Genomic DNA, 17,487 nt, shown 5'->3' with positions numbered 1-17,487 from the left:
ACAATGCTGGTCTTTCCAGACGCGTAAGGCTGGCCCACCGTCGCGGCGGATCGGGATATTGACGCCGGGGCGGCTTCTCCCCGAGAACTTCTCCTGGGCACGTTGGATGGCCCTCGTTTCGGGAGAACCTCTTGACCATTTCCGGTTTGTTCCAGCTCGGCGTCACGACCGTGGTTTTCCTGCTGGCCGCGACGGTGGCGAAATCGTGGGCATTGCAGCCCACCTTCGGTAAGCTGATCCTGACTCTTGCGCTTTACTCTGCCGGCAATTTGATCATGCTCCGCCTCGTGCGTGAATTCGGCATGGCTTCTGCCTTCAGCCTGTCGGCGGTGATCCAATTGGTCGCGGTCAACGCCATTGCGCTTTTCTATTTCGGCGAACGATTGAGCATGGTCCAGTCGAGCGGCATCGTGCTCGCCATCTTCGCTGTCGGCCTGATCACTCTCGGTCCCAACCTGGGGAAGTAATCCTCCGTCCCTCCGCGATGCCGCGTCACCCGACAAGATCGGAGCGCTCGGCGGAATGGTCTCGGAAAGCAGGATGGCTTGCGCAGCTTGGGAGCGGCAGGAAATCGTGCTTTCCCCGCGGTCGGGCCAGCGCCCATCAGGATTGACGCTTGAAACATCATAATAAGGGGTGTAAGCATCTATCTTGTGGTTTGAAGTAGGAGTTTTTCTATAATCACCTCCGCTCAGATGCGCGCCGCGCGGGCCTTGGCCGGCATCGACCAGAAAACGCTGGCGGAGCGGGCGGGCGTCTCTTTGCCCACGATCCAGCGCATGGAGGCGAGTGACGGGGTGGTGCGCGGCGTGGTCGATACGCTGATGAAGGTCGTTCAGGCGCTCGAAGCATCGGGCGTCGAACTCATTGGCGATAATCAGGCAAGCGGCGGTGGCGGGCGCGGCGTGCGTCTGAAGGAACCGGCTCCGCAGCGCGATCGAACCGGTCAAGGCCCCTGACCCAAGGATGGAGCATTTAGCAGCCAGGTGGAACACTTGGCGTTCACAAATGCGGCCGAAACAAAGACATAGGCGTTACCGGCTCGATAGACCGGCGGCGCTCTGACTAGCAGTTGCGACGGCGACGCCGCTTCTACGACGATCCCGCCGCCTTGACCGAGGGTAGGCAACAGGTGAGCACCGATACCGAGCGCGCGGCCGCCCAGCCGACATTTGCCCAGCTCTTCACTCCGAAGCTGGTGACGGTCCTGCGCGAGGGCTATGGCCTGAGCGAATTCCAGCGGGACCTTTTTGCCGGGCTGACGGTCGCGGTGGTCGCGCTGCCGCTTTCCATGGCAATCGCCATTGCCTCCGGTGTTTCGCCCGACCGTGGCTTGTTCACGGCCATTATCGGCGGCTTCATCGTGTCCGCGCTGGGCGGCAGCAGGTTCCAGATCGGCGGTCCGGCCGGCGCCTTCATCGTTCTGGTGGCCGCAACCGTCGACCGGCATGGCGTTGATGGGCTGCTGCTGGCCACGATGATCGCTGGAGTCGTGCTCATCACGATCGGCTATCTGCGCCTCGGTACCTATATCAAGTTCATTCCTTATCCCGTAACGGTCGGCTTCACCGCCGGGATCGGCGTCATCATCTTCTCAAGCCAGCTCAAGGATCTGTTCGGGCTGACGCTGCAGGGCAAGGAACCCGGCGAGTTCGTGCCGAAGCTGCTTGCGCTCGCCGAGGCGGCATCAAGCGTCAATCCGGCGGCCACCGGCATCGCCTTGCTCACTGTGCTGACGATCCTGGGGCTGAAGCGCTGGCGGCCGGGCTTGCCTGGAATGCTGCTTGCCGTAGCTGCCGCGGCAGTGGTGACCGCCGCCATGAACTTGCCGGTGGAGACGATCGGCACGCGCTTCGGCGGCATTCCCAGCGGTCTGCCTGCCCCCGGGCTTCCGCCCTTCAGCCTTGCCAAGGTGCAGGCCGTGCTTCCCGATGCCGTCGCCTTCGCGCTGCTCGGCGCCATCGAGTCGCTGTTGTCGGCGGTGGTGGCCGATGGAATGTCGGGAAGGCGCCATCGTTCGAATTGCGAGCTCGTCGCTCAGGGCGTCGCCAACATCGGATCGGCGCTGTTCGGCGGCATTTGCGTCACCGGCACGATCGCCCGCACCGCGACCAACATTCGCGCCGGCGCCCATGGCCCGGTCTCCGGCATGCTGCACTCGATCTTCCTGCTCGGCTTCATGCTCGTTGCGGCGCCGCTGGCGAGCTACATACCGCTCGCGGCGCTGGCCGGGGTACTCGCCGTGGTGGCCTGGAACATGGTGGAGAAGAATGCATTCGCCGCGCTCATCCGTTCGTCCCGGGGCGATGCTGCCGTGCTTCTCGCTACCTTCGCGCTGGTGGTCTTCCGCGACCTTACGGAAGGCATCGTGGTGGGCTTCCTGCTGGGCTCCGTCCTGTTCATCGACCGAATGGCGAAATCGATCGAGGTCTCGACCCACACCACGCTGGTTGTCGACGACAAGGCCGATGCCAGCAATGGCGGCCGTGCCGCCTATGATCCAGATATCGCGGCGGATCCCGACACGGTGATCTATCGGATCAGCGGCGCCTTTTTCTTCGGCGCCGCCGCGGCAGTCGGCACCGTGCTCGACCGCATAGCGGACCATCGCCGCAATTTCATCCTCGATTGCTCCGCCGTGCCGTTTCTCGACTCCACGGCCGCCAATGTCATCGAGGGCGCGGCACATAAGGCACGCAGGGCAGGGGTTCAGATGTTCATCACCGGCGCGTCGCCCGAACTCAGGCGCATGCTCATGACGCACGGAGTGCGCCCGCCGCTGGTTCGCTACAAGGCAACGATCGAAAGCGCGCTGCTGCAGTTGAAAGGGAAAAGTGCAGCCGCGACCGTCTAAAGCGTGTCACTGGCAATCGGATTCGGATGACACGCTTTTTGCCGCATTCTCGCGACGCCGACCGAATCCGGTCGGCTGCGGAATGCTCTAAGTTACTGGAGCATGGCCCCCGCATCGGGCCCATAGAGATGGCAGCGGACCATCGCGCCATCGACGTGGTAGGCAGGTGGCGTCTCCCTCTTGCAGAGCGCCGTGGCGTGCGGGCAGCGCGGATGGAAATGGCAACCTGAAGGCGGATTGATCGGATTGGGAATTTCGCCGGCGATCGGCTCTCTTTCGATCGTCTCCATGCTGATATCGGGCACGGCATCGAGCAGCATGCGCGTGTAGGGATGCTTGGGCTCGGCAAACAAGGTGCCGGCCGGGGCCTCCTCGACGAGCCGGCCGAGATAGAGCACGCCGACCCGGTTCGCCATATGCCTGACGACGGCCAGGTTGTGGCTAATGAAAAGATAGGTCAGCCCGAGACGCTGCTGCAGGTCGCGCAGCAGATTCAGCACCTGTGCCTGGACCGAGACGTCGAGCGCGGATGTCGGCTCGTCGCAGACGATGAAGTCTGGCTCCGATGCCAGCGCTCGGGCAATCGCGATGCGCTGTCGCTGTCCGCCCGAGAATTCGTGCGGGAACTTCCGGGCATCGTGGGGGTCGAGACCGACGAGCGACAGCAACTCGCCGACGCGTTGCTCACGCTCGCGCGCCCCGGATTTGAGACCGAAAGCCTTGATAGGCTCGGCGACGATCGAGCCGACCCGCCAGCGAGGGTTGAGGCTGGCATAGGGGTCCTGGAAAATCATCTGGATCTTTCGGCGGATGTCACGCTGCCGGGCAGGCCCGCGCTCGGCCCATATGTCGGCGTCGCCGATGCGCACGCTGCCGGAACTCGGCGGCAGCAAGCCGACCGTCATCCGCGCGATGGTCGACTTGCCGGAGCCGGATTCTCCCACAAGCGCATAGGTCTCGCCGCGAGCGATCGACAGTCCGACGCTGTCCACCGCCGTCAGATGCACCTTGCCGCTGCCGTCGAGCAGGCGATTGAGCCATCGCCTGGAAAGGTCGAACACGCGGCCGAGCCCTTCGATCTCGACGAGCGGCGAACCCGTGTCGCGTTGGCGCTTGGTCGTCGTTTCGAGAACCGCGCTCACCGGGTAACCTCCGCCGCATGTTCGCGGGCCTTGATGCCGGCGGCAAGCGCCGCCTCGACGGTCGCCGCCGGTGCGCCCGGTCCGGATGAATCGAGCAGGAAGCAGGAGGCCCTGCTGGTGCCCGTGTCATACATCCCTGGCCGCTCGGTCGGGCAACGATCGAAGCGGAACGAGCAGCGCGGATTGAAGGCACAGCCGGCCGGAACGGCGGCGAGGCGTGGCATGGCGCCGGGAATCTGTTCGAGACGGTCGTCGGGATTGCCGACGATCGTGGGAATAGCCGCCATCAGCCCGTGCGTATAGGGGTGCTGCGGCTGTCGGATTACGTTCCTGACACCGCCGATCTCCGCGAGCCGGCCGGCATAAAGCACGCAGACCCTGTCGGCCGTCTCCGCGATCACCCCCATGTCGTGAGTGATCAGCATGACGGAGGTTCCGCGTTCTTTGCAGAGCCGCTTCAGGAGCGCGATGATCTGCGCCTGGACGGAGACGTCGAGCGCGGTAGTGGGTTCGTCGGCGATCACCAGTTCGGGATCGGCGGCGAGCGCGAGCGCGATCACGACGCGCTGGCGCATGCCGCCCGAGAATTGGTGGGGATAGGACGAGAGCCGCGTCCTGGCCGCCGGGATGCCGACCTCGACGAGCAGGCGTTCCGCCTTTTCCGCAGCGGCCTTGGGCGAGAGCCTCTGATGGGTGAGGATGGTCTCGATCAGTTGCTCGCCGATCCGGTAGAGCGGATTGAGGCTCGTGAGCGGATCCTGGAAGATCATGCCCACGCGCTTCCCGCGAATGTGGCGCATCGCCGACCGAGGGAGATTGTCGATTCGTTCGCCGCCCAGCCGGATCTCGCCTCCGGCGACGCGGGCCGGAGGATCGAGCAGCCCGATGATCGCCTGGCCGGTGATCGACTTGCCGGCGCCGGATTCGCCCACCATACCGAGCACCTCGCCGGGAGCGATATCGAAGGAAAGGTCGTCGATCGCCACCAGCACCCCATGGCGCGTGGGGATCTCGACGCGAAGGTTCCTGACGGAAAGGGTCGGGGTCATCTGAGCTTCGGGTTGAGGGCGTCGCGCAGCCAGTCGCCGAGAAGATTGACGGCAAGCGCGAGGATGGCGAGCGTGATGCCCGGGAAGATGGTGATCCACCATTCGCCGGAAAACAGGAAGTCGTTGCCGATGCGGATCAGCGTGCCGAGCGAAGGCTGTGTGGGCGGAACTCCGACGCCGAGGAACGAAAGCGTGGCCTCCGTGATGATGGCGAGGGCGAGATTGATCGTGGCGATGACCAGCACGGGGCCCAGCACGTTGGGAAGGATATGGCGGAACAGGATGGTGATCGGCCTGAGCCCGATCAACCGGGCGGCAAGCACATATTCCTTGTTGGCCTCGACGAGCACCGAGCCGCGCACGGTGCGGGCGTACTGCACCCAGAAGCTGAGGCCGATCGACAGGACGAGCACGCCGAAGACGATGTTTCCGTAGGCTTGCGGCCCCGCGAGCGCTCGCGCGACGCCGTCGATCAGCAGCGCCGTCAGGATCGCCGGGAAAGTCAGTTGCACGTCGGCGATGCGCATGATGATCGTGTCGGTCAGCCCGCCGGCATATCCGGCGATGAGGCCGAGGCTGACCCCCAGAATCATTGCGAAGATCACGCTGGCGAAGCCGACCGCGAGGGAGATGCGCATACCGTAGAGGATGGTCGAGAGAACGTCGCGACCCTGGTCGTCCGTGCCGAGCAGGAAACCGGGCTGGCCGTCGGCGGACCAGGCCGGCGGGTAGAAACTGTCCATCACCGACAATGAGGCGGGGTCGAACGGATTCTGGGGTGCGATCAGCGGCGCGAAGATCGCGGCGAGCACGAGCAGCAGGCTGACCAGGGCCGAAGCGACGACCAGGGGAGAGCGTCGGAAGGAGTAGAACATGTCGCTGTCGAGGACACGTCGGAAGGCTCCCGATTGCCGTTCGGGACGCATGATCGTCTCGCTCATGCCTTCGCCCCTCCGATGCGGATGCGCGGGTCGACCATGACATAGAGCAGGTCGACGACGAAATTGATCAGGGTGAAGAGAAAGGCGATCAGCAGCAGATACGCCGCCATGATCGGTATGTCGACATTCTGCACCGCCTGCAGGAAGAGCAGCCCCATTCCCGGCCACTGGAACACGGTTTCGGTGATGATCGAAAACGCGATGATCGAGCCGAGTTGCAGACCGGTGATCGTGATCACGGGCACGAGCGTGTTCTTCAGCGCGTGCCCGAAATTGATGGCCCGGCTGGAGAGACCGCGCGCGCGGGCGAACTTGATGTAGTCCGTGCGCAACACTTCCAGCATCTCGCTGCGCACCAGGCGCATGATGAGCGTCATCTGGAAGAGGCCGAGCGTGACGGCGGGCAGGATGAGCGAGACGAGGCCGGAGCGCGTGAGCAGGCCAGTGGTCCAGAAACCGCCGAGCGAGACGGTCTCCCCGCGCCCGAACGAAGGCAGCCAGCCGAGATTGACCGAGAAGACCAGGATGAACAGGATGCCGACGAGGAACGTCGGAAGCGACACACCGACAAGGCTGATTGCCATGAAAGCCCGCGACAGCATGCTGTTCGGGTAGAGGCCGGTATAGACGCCCATGGGCAACCCGACCAGCAGAGCGAATGCGGCAGAAACCAGGGAGAGCTCCAGCGTTGCCGGAAGGCGCGAAGCGATCAATCCCGCCACCGGCTGCTTGATCTGATAGGAGATGCCGAAATCGAAACGGGCGGCACTGCCGACGAAGCGCGCGAATTGGACAAGCACGGGATCGTTCAGGCCGAGTTGCTCGCGCAGCTCGGCACGTTGCTCGGGCGTGGTGTCGACGCCGACCAGCTGATTGACGGGGTCTCCGACGAAACGGAACAGCAGGAAAGAGATCAACGCGACGACCAGCATCACGCCGATCATCTGCATCAGGCGCCGTACGGCGAATGCAAGCATGCCAGCCCCTCGCGGCTTGTCCTGCCCGGGCCTCCAAGCCCGGGCAGGGAGTTCGCTAGGCTCAGTTCAGCCTTGCCCAATAGAACAGAACCTGATCGTCGGCGCGCTGCGTGATGTCGAGGTTCTTGCGCTTGCCCCAGGCCAGCGACGGCTGGTGAAGGGGGATATGCGAGGTCTCGTCGATCAGGATCTGATAAGCCTGATGGATCAGGTCGTTGCGCTTGGCGAGATCGGTCTCGACCAGGATCTGGGCGGCCAGCTCGTCGACCTTCTTGTTGCAATAGCCTCCGAGGTTGAAGGGGCCTCCCTTGCCCTTCTCGTCACGGCAGGTCGCGAGGCTGGTGAGTACGTTCCAGGAATCCAGCGAGCTGGGTGTCCAACCGAGCAGGAAGAAATCGGTGTCGTAGCCGCCCGGCGCGAGCACCTTGGCGAAGTACTGCGCCTTCGGCACCGCGTTTAGATTGACCTTCACCCCGATCTTCGCGAGCATCGAGACGACCGCCTGGCAGATGGCCTCGTCATTGACATAGCGGTCGTTCGGGCAATCCATGCCGATCGTGAAGCCGTCGGGATAGCCGGCGTCGGTCAGGAGCTTCTTCGCGGCCTCGGCGTCGTATGGCGCGCGCTTGAAGTCGCCCGACCTTTCATAGAGCTGTTCCGCTATGAGCAGGGCCGAAGGCGTGGACATGCCGCGCATGACACGCTTCTTGATCGCCTCGATATCGATCGCCTGGAAGAACGCCTTGCGGACGTTGGGGTCCCGGAACGGATTCTTGCCCTTGACGTCCGAGGTCGGCAACTCGTCGCGGATCTGGTTGAAGCCGAGATGCATGACGCGCAACTCCGGCCCAACGAGGGCGTCCGTGTTGGGATCGGATTTGACGCGCTCGACGTCCTGGACGGGAACCGGCTCGATCAGGTCCACATCCCCTGAAAGCAGCGCGGCGACACGGGTGCCGTCAGCGGCGATCGGCGTAAAGACGACGCCGGCGAGATTATGTTCCGGCTTGTCCCACCAGCCCTCGTTCACCTTGAAAATTGTCTTCACGCCGGGCTCATGGCTTTCGATGGTGAAGGGGCCGGTTCCGTTGGACCTGTAGGCCGAAGGCGAGGGGTTGGCGTCCTTAGCCGAGACCGGCTTGAGCGCACCCTCCTTCTCCGCCCATTCCTTGTCCATGATGTAGAACGTGTCCCACTCGGCAAAGAGGATGGGATTGGGCGTCTTGAGCTTCACGTCGACCGTGTGGTCGTCGACCTTGATCCATTCCGAATCGGCAGGAATGCGGGTCTTGAGGTCGGATCCGTCGGCGCGGATGCGGTCGGCCGAGAAGAGCACGTCGTCGGCGGTGAAGGCGTTGCCGTTGGCGAACTTCACATCCTTGCGCAGATGGAAGCGCCAGTGCAAGGGGTCGAGCATCTCCCAGCGCTCGGCGAGGCCGGGAATGATCTTGAGGTCCTTGTCGCGCTTCGTCAGACCTTCATAGACGTTGCCGAGCATACCGAGCGTGAAGGTCTCGTTGAGAGTATAGGGATCGAGCGCGTTCAGCGTGCCCTGGAAGGCGAAACGCAGCGTCTTTCCCTCCTGCGCGGATGCCGTCGCGGTTGCGGCTCCCATGAGCGTTGCGACGGCGATGGCGACATGCCCTGCTCGTCGGGTCGCCTGATAAGCGGCCGATCGTAAGTTCATTCCCAGGTCCTCCCACCTTTGAGTTGAATATTAACAGGTTGCATAATTCGCGCCTGCAGGGAACCAGGAATTCCTCCCTGCATCAGCCCGTACGAACCGGTGGCGCGCTACTGGAATCTGTTGCAACCCTCCTTCTGCCGAAAGCGCCGGAACCGTTCCCCTTTTTGCGTCCCGCCGTGAGCTATTCTACATTGCGCCAGTCGCGCCAGGATTGAAATAGACTTGTTGAAGTTTAAAGCATCTGTTTGTGCGGCAAATCCTGAACTTTCAGGAAATAGCGTTTCGGATCATAGGGTTGGCCTTTGCCAGGCAAGGCGTGGAAAACTGCAATCGGAAGCACAATGCTCAGGCCGGCGGGCAGCCGGTACGCCCGGTAGCCAGCTAAGGCAGGCCGGAAGGCGCGCGCCATCGAAAGAACGTCATCAAACTGTTATTCTGGCTGGCTATGCCCGCTTCGAACGCCATCAGGCGCGTCCACCCAGGCACTTCCGTCTAGATGTTCGAAGGTCGAGGCACAATGAACCAGCATCCGAACGAATTCCGCACCAGCCTCCTGGAGGAAAATGACGGGCCGGGTCATAACCCCTCGTCCAATCCGACCATGGGCGAGATCATCGCGACTCGCTTCTCGCGGCGCGCGCTGCTGAAGGGTTCTCTTGCGGTTTCCGCTATCGCTGCCACCGTGTCGCCGATTGCGCTCATCACTGCCGACAACGCCCGGGCGGGAGCGGCGGCTTCCGCTTTCGATTTCAACGAGGTCGAGGCCGGCATCGACGAAAATCACCACGTCGCCGAAGGTTATGATGCCGACGTGCTTCTGCGCTGGGGCGACCCGCTGTTTCCGGACTCGCCGGAATTCGACCCGAAGAACCAGACCGCCGAAGCCCAGGCCAGGCAGTTCGGCTATAACAACGACTATGTCGGCTTCATTCCGATCGACGGTTCACCGAGCCACGGCCTTCTGGTCGTCAACCATGAATACACCAATGAGCACCTGATGTTTCCCGGCATCGTCACCGTGACCGAGGGCAAGATCACGATCGCCGACGCCGATCGCAAGCGCGTCGATATCGAAATGGCGGCGCATGGCGGCACCATCGTGGAGATCAGGAAGGCAGACGGCAAGTGGCAGGTGGTCCGAGACGGCAAGCTCAATCGCCGCATAACCGCCGCCACCGAGATGGAGCTGTCCGGGCCGGTCGCCGGACATGATCGCGTCAAGACCAATGCCGATCCTGCCGGGACCAAGGTCATCGGCACGATCAATAACTGTGCCGGCGGCGTTACGCCCTGGGGCACCTACATCATGGCCGAGGAGAACTTCCACGGCTACTTCATGGGCGACTTGCCGGAAGGCCATGCCGAGGCCGCCAATTACAAGCGTCTCGGCATTCCAGAAGGCGTCTATGCCTGGGGCAAGTTCTACGATCGCTACGACCTTTCCAAGGAGCCCAACGAACCCAACCGTTTCGGTTGGATCGTCGAGGTCGACGTGAGCGATCCGAATTCGGTGCCGAAGAAGCGCACGGCGCTCGGCCGGTTCAAGCATGAGGGCGCGGAATCGATCGTGGCCAAGGATGGCCGTGTCGTCTTCTACCTCGGTGACGACGAGCGTTTCGACTACGTCTACAAATTCGTGACCGCCGGGGCCTTCAACCCATCCGATCGCGCCGCCAATCTGGACCTGCTCGACGAAGGAACGCTCTACGTCGCCAGATTCTCGGACGACGGCAGCATCGGGTGGTTGCCGCTCGTCCAGGGCGAAGGGCCGCTGACCGCCGAGAACGGTTTTGCCAGCCAGGCCGACGTGCTGATCGAGACCCGCCGCGCCGCCGACCTCGTCGGCGCGACCAAGATGGACCGGCCGGAGGACGTCCAACCCAATGCCGTCAACGGCAAGGTCTATGTGATGCTGACCAACAACACCAAGCGCGCGGACGACCAGGTCGACGCCGCCAACCCGCGCGCGAAGAACGCCTTCGGCCATATCATCGAAATCGCCGAAGACGGCGGCGACTTCGCCGCGACCAAGGGCAAATGGGAAGTGCTGCTGAAATGCGGCGATCCCTCCGTTGCCGAGGTCGGGGCGACCTTCTCGACGGGCACGTCGCCGAATGGCTGGTTCGGTATGCCGGACAATTGCGCGGTGGATTCGGCCGGCCGGTTGTGGGTCTCGACCGACGGCAACAGCCCAAAGGCCACCGGCCGTACCGACGGTCTCTGGGCGGTCGATACTGAAGGCGAGGCGCGCGCCACATCGAAACTGTTCTACCGTGTGCCGGTGGGGGCGGAACTCTGCGGTCCGCTTTTCACGCCGGATGACGAGACCGCCTTTGTTGCCGTCCAGCATCCCGGCGACGGCGGCGAGGACTGGGAGAAGTTCGGTCGGCCGTCCTACTACGAGGATCTCTCCACCCGCTGGCCCGACTTCAAGGACGACATGCCGGTGCGGCCGGCAGTGGTCGCCATCACCAAGAAGGGCGGCGGCAAGATCGCGCTCTAAGCAGGTCCAGAAGCGCCCGCACCTTTACGACAACCTGCGACAAGGGAAAGAGCTAGGCAGGCTATGCGTAAGCGATACCCACGCAGGCCTGTTTGGCGAATTTTGCAGCCAAACGGAGATCACCTGGCGTTGGTCCATGTGAAATCGTTACAACTACATCTGTGAAAAATCGACGTAAAAATCCCTTATGCCGGAAGCCAGAAATTGTACGGCCACACAGGTAAGCAGGAAGCCCATGATTTTGGTCACGGCTTGCATTCCATGATCACCAAGGGCCTTCTCGATCCATGGCGCGGCGGAAAGCGCTAAATATGCAAATCCTACCGTAATCGCGATACCCACGATCACGACCATATGCCCTGCAATAAGATGGCTGGGCGGGATTTCAGAACCAAAGCTCATAGTAACCGCTATAGATCCTGGGCCGGCAAGACTTGGTATAGCTAATGGTGAAAACGAATAGTCAAGGTTGGCTTTCTTGATTTCCGAGGGTTCGGCATCAACTGCGGATGAAGTATCGTCGCCGGAAAAGATCATCCGGAGTGCCAAAATCATGATGATAATGCCACCAGCAATACGGATGCCGGGCAGCGATATACCAAAAAGCGAAATGATCCCATTCCCGAGGAGAAGAAAGGCCGTGAGTATGGAGAATGCATAAATGCAAGCCTTCCTGGCTTGAAGCCGGCGGGTATCCTGGCTCATGTGCTTGGTAAGAGCCATAAACAGCGGAATAGTTGTCAGCGGGTTCATGATCGGAAGGAGACCGACCACGACAATGGCTACATTCTTCAAAATTTCTGCTATCATCTTTGTATCTGTTTAAGGCTTCATTTTAACATCGGCCGTCGCGTCAAATAGGACTCCCGCAACAGCATCGCCTGCGGTGGGATCGGTGGCCCCCGTCGGCGGATAGAGCGCCGCAAACTCCTGCTCCAGAGCCATCAGTGTCTCGTCCACCATCTCGTGGACAGCCGGCACGACATGCTCGCGCCCGCCAGTTCGGTGGTCGTCGCCGCGCATATGGCGCCTCCCTATTTCTTCCGAGCCACTGAAACACGCTCAGAGCTTGGAGGCGAGCGGCTTCTGTCGCAGCCCGCCCACAGCGCGTCGCCTGAAAGGATTCACGCGACGCGCTGTCGGTTCTTTCGGGAGACATGTTTCAGTGGATTTGCGGCGTTTCGCCGGCATCGTCGCGGTAGCGTTCGGCGAGCCTGCGGCCGACCTTGGCCGGCCGCAGGGCAAAGAGCCGCTCGGCTTCCCGGAGGCAGTGCTTGCGCAGCTTTTTCTCGCTGCGCTTCAGCAACCGCTGAAGAAGCCTGATGTCGCCGTTCACGCCGAGGCTTTCGTCCTGCCGGTCGATCAATTCCCGCAGGACGAAGAGGTCGTTGAGCTCGCCAAGAAGATCGCCGAGTTCGCCGACCTGCTTGCGCCGTGATCTTACGGGCTTCGGCCAGAACGACGCGAGCACCGCGAGATGCGCCGAATGGTCCTTGACCGCCTTGCGCAGCTCGTGGAAGTCGTCCTCGCGTCCATGCTCGCGTGCCAGGTCCAGCGATCGCAACGCCCGCCGGATGGCCGCTGCGGCGCCGTCGGCTAGGATGTCGGCGGCGGCCTGCATGTCTTCGGGCAATACGCAGCCCTCGACCGCGCGCCGCCCCTCGGCAATGGCCTGAATGGCCTCGCCGACGAGGCCGTCCAGGCCAGTCCTGTCCTCGGCAATCCTGTCGTGGCGCCGGACGAGCGCCGCCCTGATCGAGGCCAACCGGCCGTCCGAAGCCTCTTTGGGATAGGCCTTGGCAAGACGATCGACTGTCTCCACCAGTGCGGCTGCTTCGCGTGCGCCGGCAAGATTGCGGGCAATATCGCGCAGGCGGACATTTTCGGCGCGCCAGAAAGGCTCGTCGGCCGAACGCACCAGCCGGAACAGCGCCCGCAGTTTCTTCAGCCTTTTGCGGGCTTGATGGAAGCCGCTTTCTGGCTTGATACGCGCCGTCTCGAGGTCGGCTGTGGCCTCGGCGATCTCATCGCCGACGATCCGCCGGACTTCGGCGGCGAGCGTGGCGTGCGGGTCGATCCGGTCCCTCATGCTGCCGTCGGCAAGCCATGGAGGGCAAGCGAAGCGTTGTAGTAGGCGGCGTCATCCGTGACCTCCTGGCCGAGCCAAGGCGGAAGCTCGCCGACCGGCACTTCGTCCGGTGTTTCCAGTTCAGCCAATATCAGCCCCGCGAGACCGCCGGCAAAGACGTCCACCTCGTAGAGCCGGCCTCCGTAGCGCACATGATGGCGCGTCTTCTCGATGACGTGCCCGAGCGCGAAACGCAACATCTCCTCGGCCTCCTCCAGGGGGACCGCATATTCGTATTCGTCGCGTTCCCGGCCATGGCTTCCGAATTTCAGCGTCAATGTCGCGGTGCCGTCGTCGCGGATACGGATCCGCACACTCCGTCCTGCCATGCCGGCAAGATAGAATTGGCGAATGCCGACCGCGGCCATGACGTGCTTCCGCCAGGCATCGTCCTTCACCAGGAACTTCCGTTCGACTTCCTTGGCCACGAAGCGGAATAAAGCGCGCATCCTGGAAACAAGCAACAGTCTTGACTTTAATCAATCGATTGATTAATTATGCTGCCGTGCAAGAGCCTCGGAGGCAGACCAATGGATCCGGTTCCCGCAACTTCGTCGGAGCAGACGCGCAAGGCGCTTCTCGGCGCGGCATTGCGATTGTTCGGCGAAAAGGGATTCGATGGAACCTCCACCCGAGACATCGCGGCAGCGGCGAACGCGAATATCGGCTCGATCGCCTATCATTTCGGGGGCAAGGAAGGGCTGCGCGCCGCATGCGCCGCCTTTATCGTCGAGACCATTCAGACGGTCGCAGCCCAAGCGCTTGCCGCGGAGGGCGGCGCGGGAAGCGAGGCCGGCGCCGCAGATCGATTGGAGACGGCGGTCCGGCGCATGGTTGGTTTCATCATAGCCCGGCCCGAGGCGGGGGCTATCGTCCAGTTCATCCTGCGCGAACTCGCCCATCCGACGGCCGCGCTCGACACGATCTACAATGGTGTCTTCGAGCCCACTCACCGGCGATTGTGCGAATTCTGGGCGGAGGCGACCGGCGAGGATGCCGAGAGCGAGCGCACCAAGATCATCGTCTTCACCATGATCGGACAGGTGATCTATTTCCGCATCGGCCGCGAGGCCGTGATGCGCCGCATGGGCTGGTCCGAGATCGGACCCAGGGAAGCCGACGCGGTTGCCTCGGTCGCGGTGGACAATCTCGCTGCCGTCCTTGCTGCCCATAAGGGGGCCCAGTCATGAGCTTCCTCTGCTGGATCCCCTTCGCGGCTTTCCTGTTCTCGGCTTGCGGTCCCGGCGCGCCGCTGGCGGTAGGCTATGTGGAAGGCGACTTCGTTCTGCTCGCGCCCATAGATATCGCACAGGTTCGCACGGTGAGCGTTAGGCGCGGCGAACGGGTGGAGGCCGGCGCCCCGATTGCGACCCTCGAAATGACCGACGCCACTATCGCCGTGGCGCAGGCCGAGGCGGCGCTGGCGCAGGCTCGTGCGCAACTCGCCGATCTCAAGGTCGGCAAACGGCCGGAAGAGATTGCGGTCCTCGAGGCGACCTACCGGTCTGCGGTGGCGCAGGCGGAGGAGGCCAATCGCGACCTGGACAGGATGACGGATCTGCTCAAGAGGGCGATCGCGTCGCAGTCGCAATTCGACGAGGCCCAGACGCGGGCAAGGGTAGCCGAGGCGGCAATCGGAGAAGCCAAGGCAAATCTGGCCGTAGCCGAGTTGCCGGCGCGCGAAGAAGCGATCAAAGCGGCCGAAAGCCAGGTCAAACAGTCAAGCGCGGCGCTGGAGACTGCGCGCTGGCAGCTTGCCCAGAGGGAGATCGTCGCGCCTGCGGCCGGCCGCATCAACGACGTGATCCGCAACCCCGGCGACATGGCCGGTCCGACGGCACCCGTTGTTTCGATGCTGCCGGATGGCGCGGTCAAGCTGCGCGTCTTCATTCCGGAAGCCCAGTTCTCGCGTGTGTCGGTGGGGACCTTGCTGAGCGTAAGATGTGACGGCTGTCCATCGGGAATGACCGCGCGAGTGAGCTATGTCTCCTCCGATCCGGAATTCACGCCGCCGGTGATCTACTCGCTCGAGACGCGGCAAAAGCTGGTTTATCTCGTCGAGGCGCGGCCGGAAGGCGATGCCCGAAGCCTGCAGCCGGGCCAGATCGTCGATGTCGACCTGGCGGATACGAGACAGGACGGCGCGACATGAACGCCATCGACGTCCATGGCCTCGTCAAGCGCTTCGGCGACAAGACCGTCGTGGATCATGTGTCGATGACCGTCTCGGAGGGGGAGATCGTAGGCTTCCTCGGTCCCAACGGCTCGGGAAAGACGACGACGATCCGCATCATGTGCGGCCTGCTGACGCCGGACGAGGGCCACGGAAAGGTGCTCGGCTACGATCTGAGAACCGAGCCGCTCAGGATCAAGCGGGAAGTCGGCTACATGACCCAGAGGTTCTCCTTCTACGAGGACCTCACGATCGCCGAGAACCTGGAGTTCGTCGCCCGGCTCTACCAGCTCAGGCCGGTGGCGGAGCATGTCGGCCGCACGCTCGACGATCTCGGGCTGACCTCGCGGCGCAACCAGCTCGCCGGCACGCTTTCCGGCGGCTGGAAGCAGCGGCTGGCGCTAGCGGCCTGCATCATGCACCAGCCGAAACTGCTCCTGCTCGACGAACCGACGGCGGGCGTCGACCCCAAGGCGCGGCGGGAGTTCTGGGATGAGATCCATCGCCTGGCGGCCGGCGGGCTCACCGTTCTGGTCTCCACCCACTACATGGACGAGGCGGAGCGCTGTCATCGCATCAGCTATATCTCGTACGGCAAGATGCTCGCGACCGGCACGGTCGAGGAAGTGGTGCGTAATTCCGGGCTCGTCACATTCGTGGTCGCCGGCCCGCGGCTGGAAGAGGTTCAGGCCGCGCTGCAGGGCAAGCCCGGGGTCGAGCAGGTGGCGCCCTTCGGCGCGACCCTCCATGTCGTGGGAGCGGATCGCAGTGCGCTCGAGGCGGCGCTCGAGCCCTTTGCCAGGCGCCGGGGCACCACCGTCCAGCCTGGCGAAACCAGCCTGGAAGATGTCTTCATCCAATTCATGGGCAACTCCCGGGACAATATGGCATGAGCACGATCTTCTCCTTCGCCCGGCTCGGCGCGTTGCTGATGAAGGAGTTCATCCAGATGCGGCGCGACCGCATTACCTTCGCGATGATGCTCGGCGTGCCGCTCATGCAGCTCGTCCTGTTCGGCTATGCGATCAATAACGATCCGAAGAGCCTGCCGGCGGCTTTGGTCGCGACCAGCAACGACCGCTTCACCCGGGCCATGGTGTCCGCGCTCCAGACGACGGGTTACTACCGGTTCGACCATGTGGTTGGAAGCGCTGCCGAGGCCGAACTGCTGATCGCGCGGGGCGACGTCGCTTTCGTTGTCACCATACCGGCCGATTTCGACCGCCGTGTCGAGCGGCAGGATCATCCGCAGATACTGATCGAGGCCGACGCAACCGACCCCGCCGTCGCCAGCGGTGCGATCTCGACGCTGGGCACCGTCGCCGCCCAGGCGCTGCTCCGCGAGCAGGGGATGGAGGCGGTCACGGCGCAGGACACGGCGAATGCGCTCGAGGTCGTGGTTCATCGCCGGTATAATCCGGAAGCGATCTCGCAATACAACATCGTGCCGGGCCTGCTCGGGGTTATCCTGCAGATGACGATGGTGATGATGACTTCGATGGCGCTGACCCGGGAAACCGAGCGAGGCACGATGGAAAATCTGCTCGCCATGCCGGCGAGCCCGGTCGAGATCATGCTCGGCAAGATCCTTCCCTATCTCGTTGTGGGCGCCGTGCAGGTGGGCGTGGTCCTGGTCGCCTCGAAGCTCTTATTCGGCGTGCCTTTCATCGGGTCGTTGCCCTTGCTGCTGACAACCGTGCTGATCTTCGTCCTGTCGCTGGTGCTGCTCGGCTATACGATCTCGACCTTTGCGCGCACGCAGATGCAGGCGATGCAGCTCACTTTCTTCTTCTTCCTGCCGTCGATCATGCTGTCCGGCTTCATGTTCCCCTATCGCGGCATGCCCGACTGGGCGCAGACGCTCGGCGAGGTGTTCCCGCTCACGCATTTCCTGCGCATCATCCGTGGCGTCATGCTGAAAGGCGCCGATTTCGCGGCCGTCGCGCCCCAGGTCTGGGCGCTCCTCATCTTCATCGCCCTGTTCGCCGCGATGGCGTTGGCCCGGTTCCGGCGGACGCTGGATTGACGCTTTC

Annotated in this window: 17 protein-coding genes; 8 read left to right on the top strand and 9 right to left on the bottom strand. The window is 63.1% G+C overall.

Translation table 11 applies throughout. From position 1 onward, the window contains the following. The first annotated feature begins 131 nt into the window (after positions 1 to 131). From ACCO56_RS17750 to ACCO56_RS17740, 3 genes are all read left to right on the top strand, one after another. Positions 132 to 467: a hypothetical protein gene (locus ACCO56_RS17750; RefSeq protein ID WP_433642127.1), complete on the top strand. Its 336-nt coding sequence runs from the start codon at positions 132 to 134 to the stop codon at positions 465 to 467. A gap of 210 nt (positions 468 to 677) precedes the next feature. Continuing rightward, entirely contained in the window at positions 678 to 959 is a 282-nt protein-coding gene (locus ACCO56_RS17745; RefSeq protein ID WP_433642392.1) for a helix-turn-helix domain-containing protein, read from the top strand. Positions 960 to 1,132: 173 nt separating this feature from the next. Then, positions 1,133 to 2,854, top strand: coding sequence for a SulP family inorganic anion transporter (locus ACCO56_RS17740; RefSeq protein WP_433642126.1), 1,722 nt, complete (start codon positions 1,133 to 1,135; stop codon positions 2,852 to 2,854). Positions 2,855 to 2,946: 92 nt separating this feature from the next. Here the strand turns inward: ACCO56_RS17740 and ACCO56_RS17735 are convergent, their stop codons facing one another. From ACCO56_RS17735 to ACCO56_RS17715, 5 genes are all read right to left on the bottom strand, one after another. Next, positions 2,947 to 3,996 (bottom strand): ABC transporter ATP-binding protein, encoded by a 1,050-nt coding sequence (locus ACCO56_RS17735; RefSeq protein ID WP_433642125.1) that lies wholly within the window; start codon positions 3,994 to 3,996, stop codon positions 2,947 to 2,949. Further along, positions 3,993 to 5,045, bottom strand: a complete 1,053-nt coding sequence (locus ACCO56_RS17730; RefSeq protein WP_433642124.1) for an ABC transporter ATP-binding protein — start codon at positions 5,043 to 5,045, stop codon at positions 3,993 to 3,995. Before ACCO56_RS17730 ends, ACCO56_RS17735 begins: the two co-directional genes overlap by 4 nt. Then, positions 5,042 to 5,986: an ABC transporter permease gene (locus ACCO56_RS17725; protein WP_433642123.1), complete on the bottom strand. Its 945-nt coding sequence runs from the start codon at positions 5,984 to 5,986 to the stop codon at positions 5,042 to 5,044. The genes ACCO56_RS17730 and ACCO56_RS17725 overlap by 4 nt, the downstream gene beginning before the upstream one ends. Beyond that, positions 5,983 to 6,963 (bottom strand): ABC transporter permease, encoded by a 981-nt coding sequence (locus tag ACCO56_RS17720; protein ID WP_433642122.1) that lies wholly within the window; start codon positions 6,961 to 6,963, stop codon positions 5,983 to 5,985. Before ACCO56_RS17720 ends, ACCO56_RS17725 begins: the two co-directional genes overlap by 4 nt. 61 nt (positions 6,964 to 7,024) lie before the next feature. After that, entirely contained in the window at positions 7,025 to 8,650 is a 1,626-nt protein-coding gene (locus ACCO56_RS17715) for an ABC transporter substrate-binding protein (RefSeq protein WP_433642121.1), read from the bottom strand. Between the two features lie 517 nt (positions 8,651 to 9,167). On the opposite strand from ACCO56_RS17715, the gene ACCO56_RS17710 reads away from it, so the two are divergent. Next, positions 9,168 to 11,153, top strand: coding sequence for a PhoX family protein (locus ACCO56_RS17710; RefSeq protein ID WP_433642120.1), 1,986 nt, complete (start codon positions 9,168 to 9,170; stop codon positions 11,151 to 11,153). A 153-nt stretch (positions 11,154 to 11,306) separates the two neighbouring features. Here the strand turns inward: ACCO56_RS17710 and ACCO56_RS17705 are convergent, their stop codons facing one another. The 4 genes from ACCO56_RS17705 to ACCO56_RS17690 all read right to left on the bottom strand — a co-directional run bounded on the left by ACCO56_RS17705 (position 11,307) and on the right by ACCO56_RS17690 (position 13,709). Continuing rightward, on the bottom strand, positions 11,307 to 11,963 hold the full coding sequence (locus ACCO56_RS17705; RefSeq protein WP_433642119.1) for a MarC family NAAT transporter: 657 nt from the start codon (positions 11,961 to 11,963) through the stop codon (positions 11,307 to 11,309). 12 nt (positions 11,964 to 11,975) lie between these two features. Beyond that, positions 11,976 to 12,176, bottom strand: a complete 201-nt coding sequence (locus ACCO56_RS17700; RefSeq protein ID WP_433642118.1) for a hypothetical protein — start codon at positions 12,174 to 12,176, stop codon at positions 11,976 to 11,978. Positions 12,177 to 12,315: 139 nt separating this feature from the next. Next, on the bottom strand, positions 12,316 to 13,242 hold the full coding sequence (locus ACCO56_RS17695) for a CHAD domain-containing protein (RefSeq protein ID WP_433642117.1): 927 nt from the start codon (positions 13,240 to 13,242) through the stop codon (positions 12,316 to 12,318). Further along, a complete protein-coding gene (locus ACCO56_RS17690) occupies positions 13,239 to 13,709 on the bottom strand; it encodes a CYTH domain-containing protein (protein WP_433642391.1) in 471 nt (156 codons plus the stop codon). Before ACCO56_RS17690 ends, ACCO56_RS17695 begins: the two co-directional genes overlap by 4 nt. Positions 13,710 to 13,811: 102 nt before the next feature. Here ACCO56_RS17690 and ACCO56_RS17685 point away from each other — a divergent pair, with 102 nt between their 5' ends. Genes ACCO56_RS17685 through ACCO56_RS17670 form a run of 4 tightly spaced genes read left to right on the top strand, consistent with a single transcriptional unit; the run spans position 13,812 to position 17,480 of the window. After that, the gene (locus ACCO56_RS17685; RefSeq protein WP_433642116.1) at positions 13,812 to 14,471 is read left to right on the top strand and encodes a CerR family C-terminal domain-containing protein; all 660 of its coding nucleotides are present in this window, start codon (positions 13,812 to 13,814) and stop codon (positions 14,469 to 14,471) included. Next, positions 14,468 to 15,433 carry an HlyD family secretion protein gene (locus ACCO56_RS17680; protein ID WP_433642115.1) on the top strand — a complete coding sequence of 322 codons (966 nt, stop codon included), beginning with the start codon at positions 14,468 to 14,470 and terminating at the stop codon, positions 15,431 to 15,433. Before ACCO56_RS17685 ends, ACCO56_RS17680 begins: the two co-directional genes overlap by 4 nt. Beyond that, entirely contained in the window at positions 15,430 to 16,347 is a 918-nt protein-coding gene (locus tag ACCO56_RS17675; protein WP_433642114.1) for an ABC transporter ATP-binding protein, read from the top strand. Before ACCO56_RS17680 ends, ACCO56_RS17675 begins: the two co-directional genes overlap by 4 nt. Continuing rightward, positions 16,344 to 17,480, top strand: a complete 1,137-nt coding sequence (locus ACCO56_RS17670; RefSeq protein ID WP_433642113.1) for an ABC transporter permease — start codon at positions 16,344 to 16,346, stop codon at positions 17,478 to 17,480. The genes ACCO56_RS17675 and ACCO56_RS17670 overlap by 4 nt, the downstream gene beginning before the upstream one ends. Positions 17,481 to 17,487: the final 7 nt, after the last annotated feature.

The sequence above is a fragment of the Mesorhizobium sp. 1B3 genome, from assembly GCF_050958605.1.
Classification (GTDB): domain Bacteria; phylum Pseudomonadota; class Alphaproteobacteria; order Rhizobiales; family Rhizobiaceae.
This window is presented reverse-complemented; position numbering and strand designations above follow the sequence as displayed.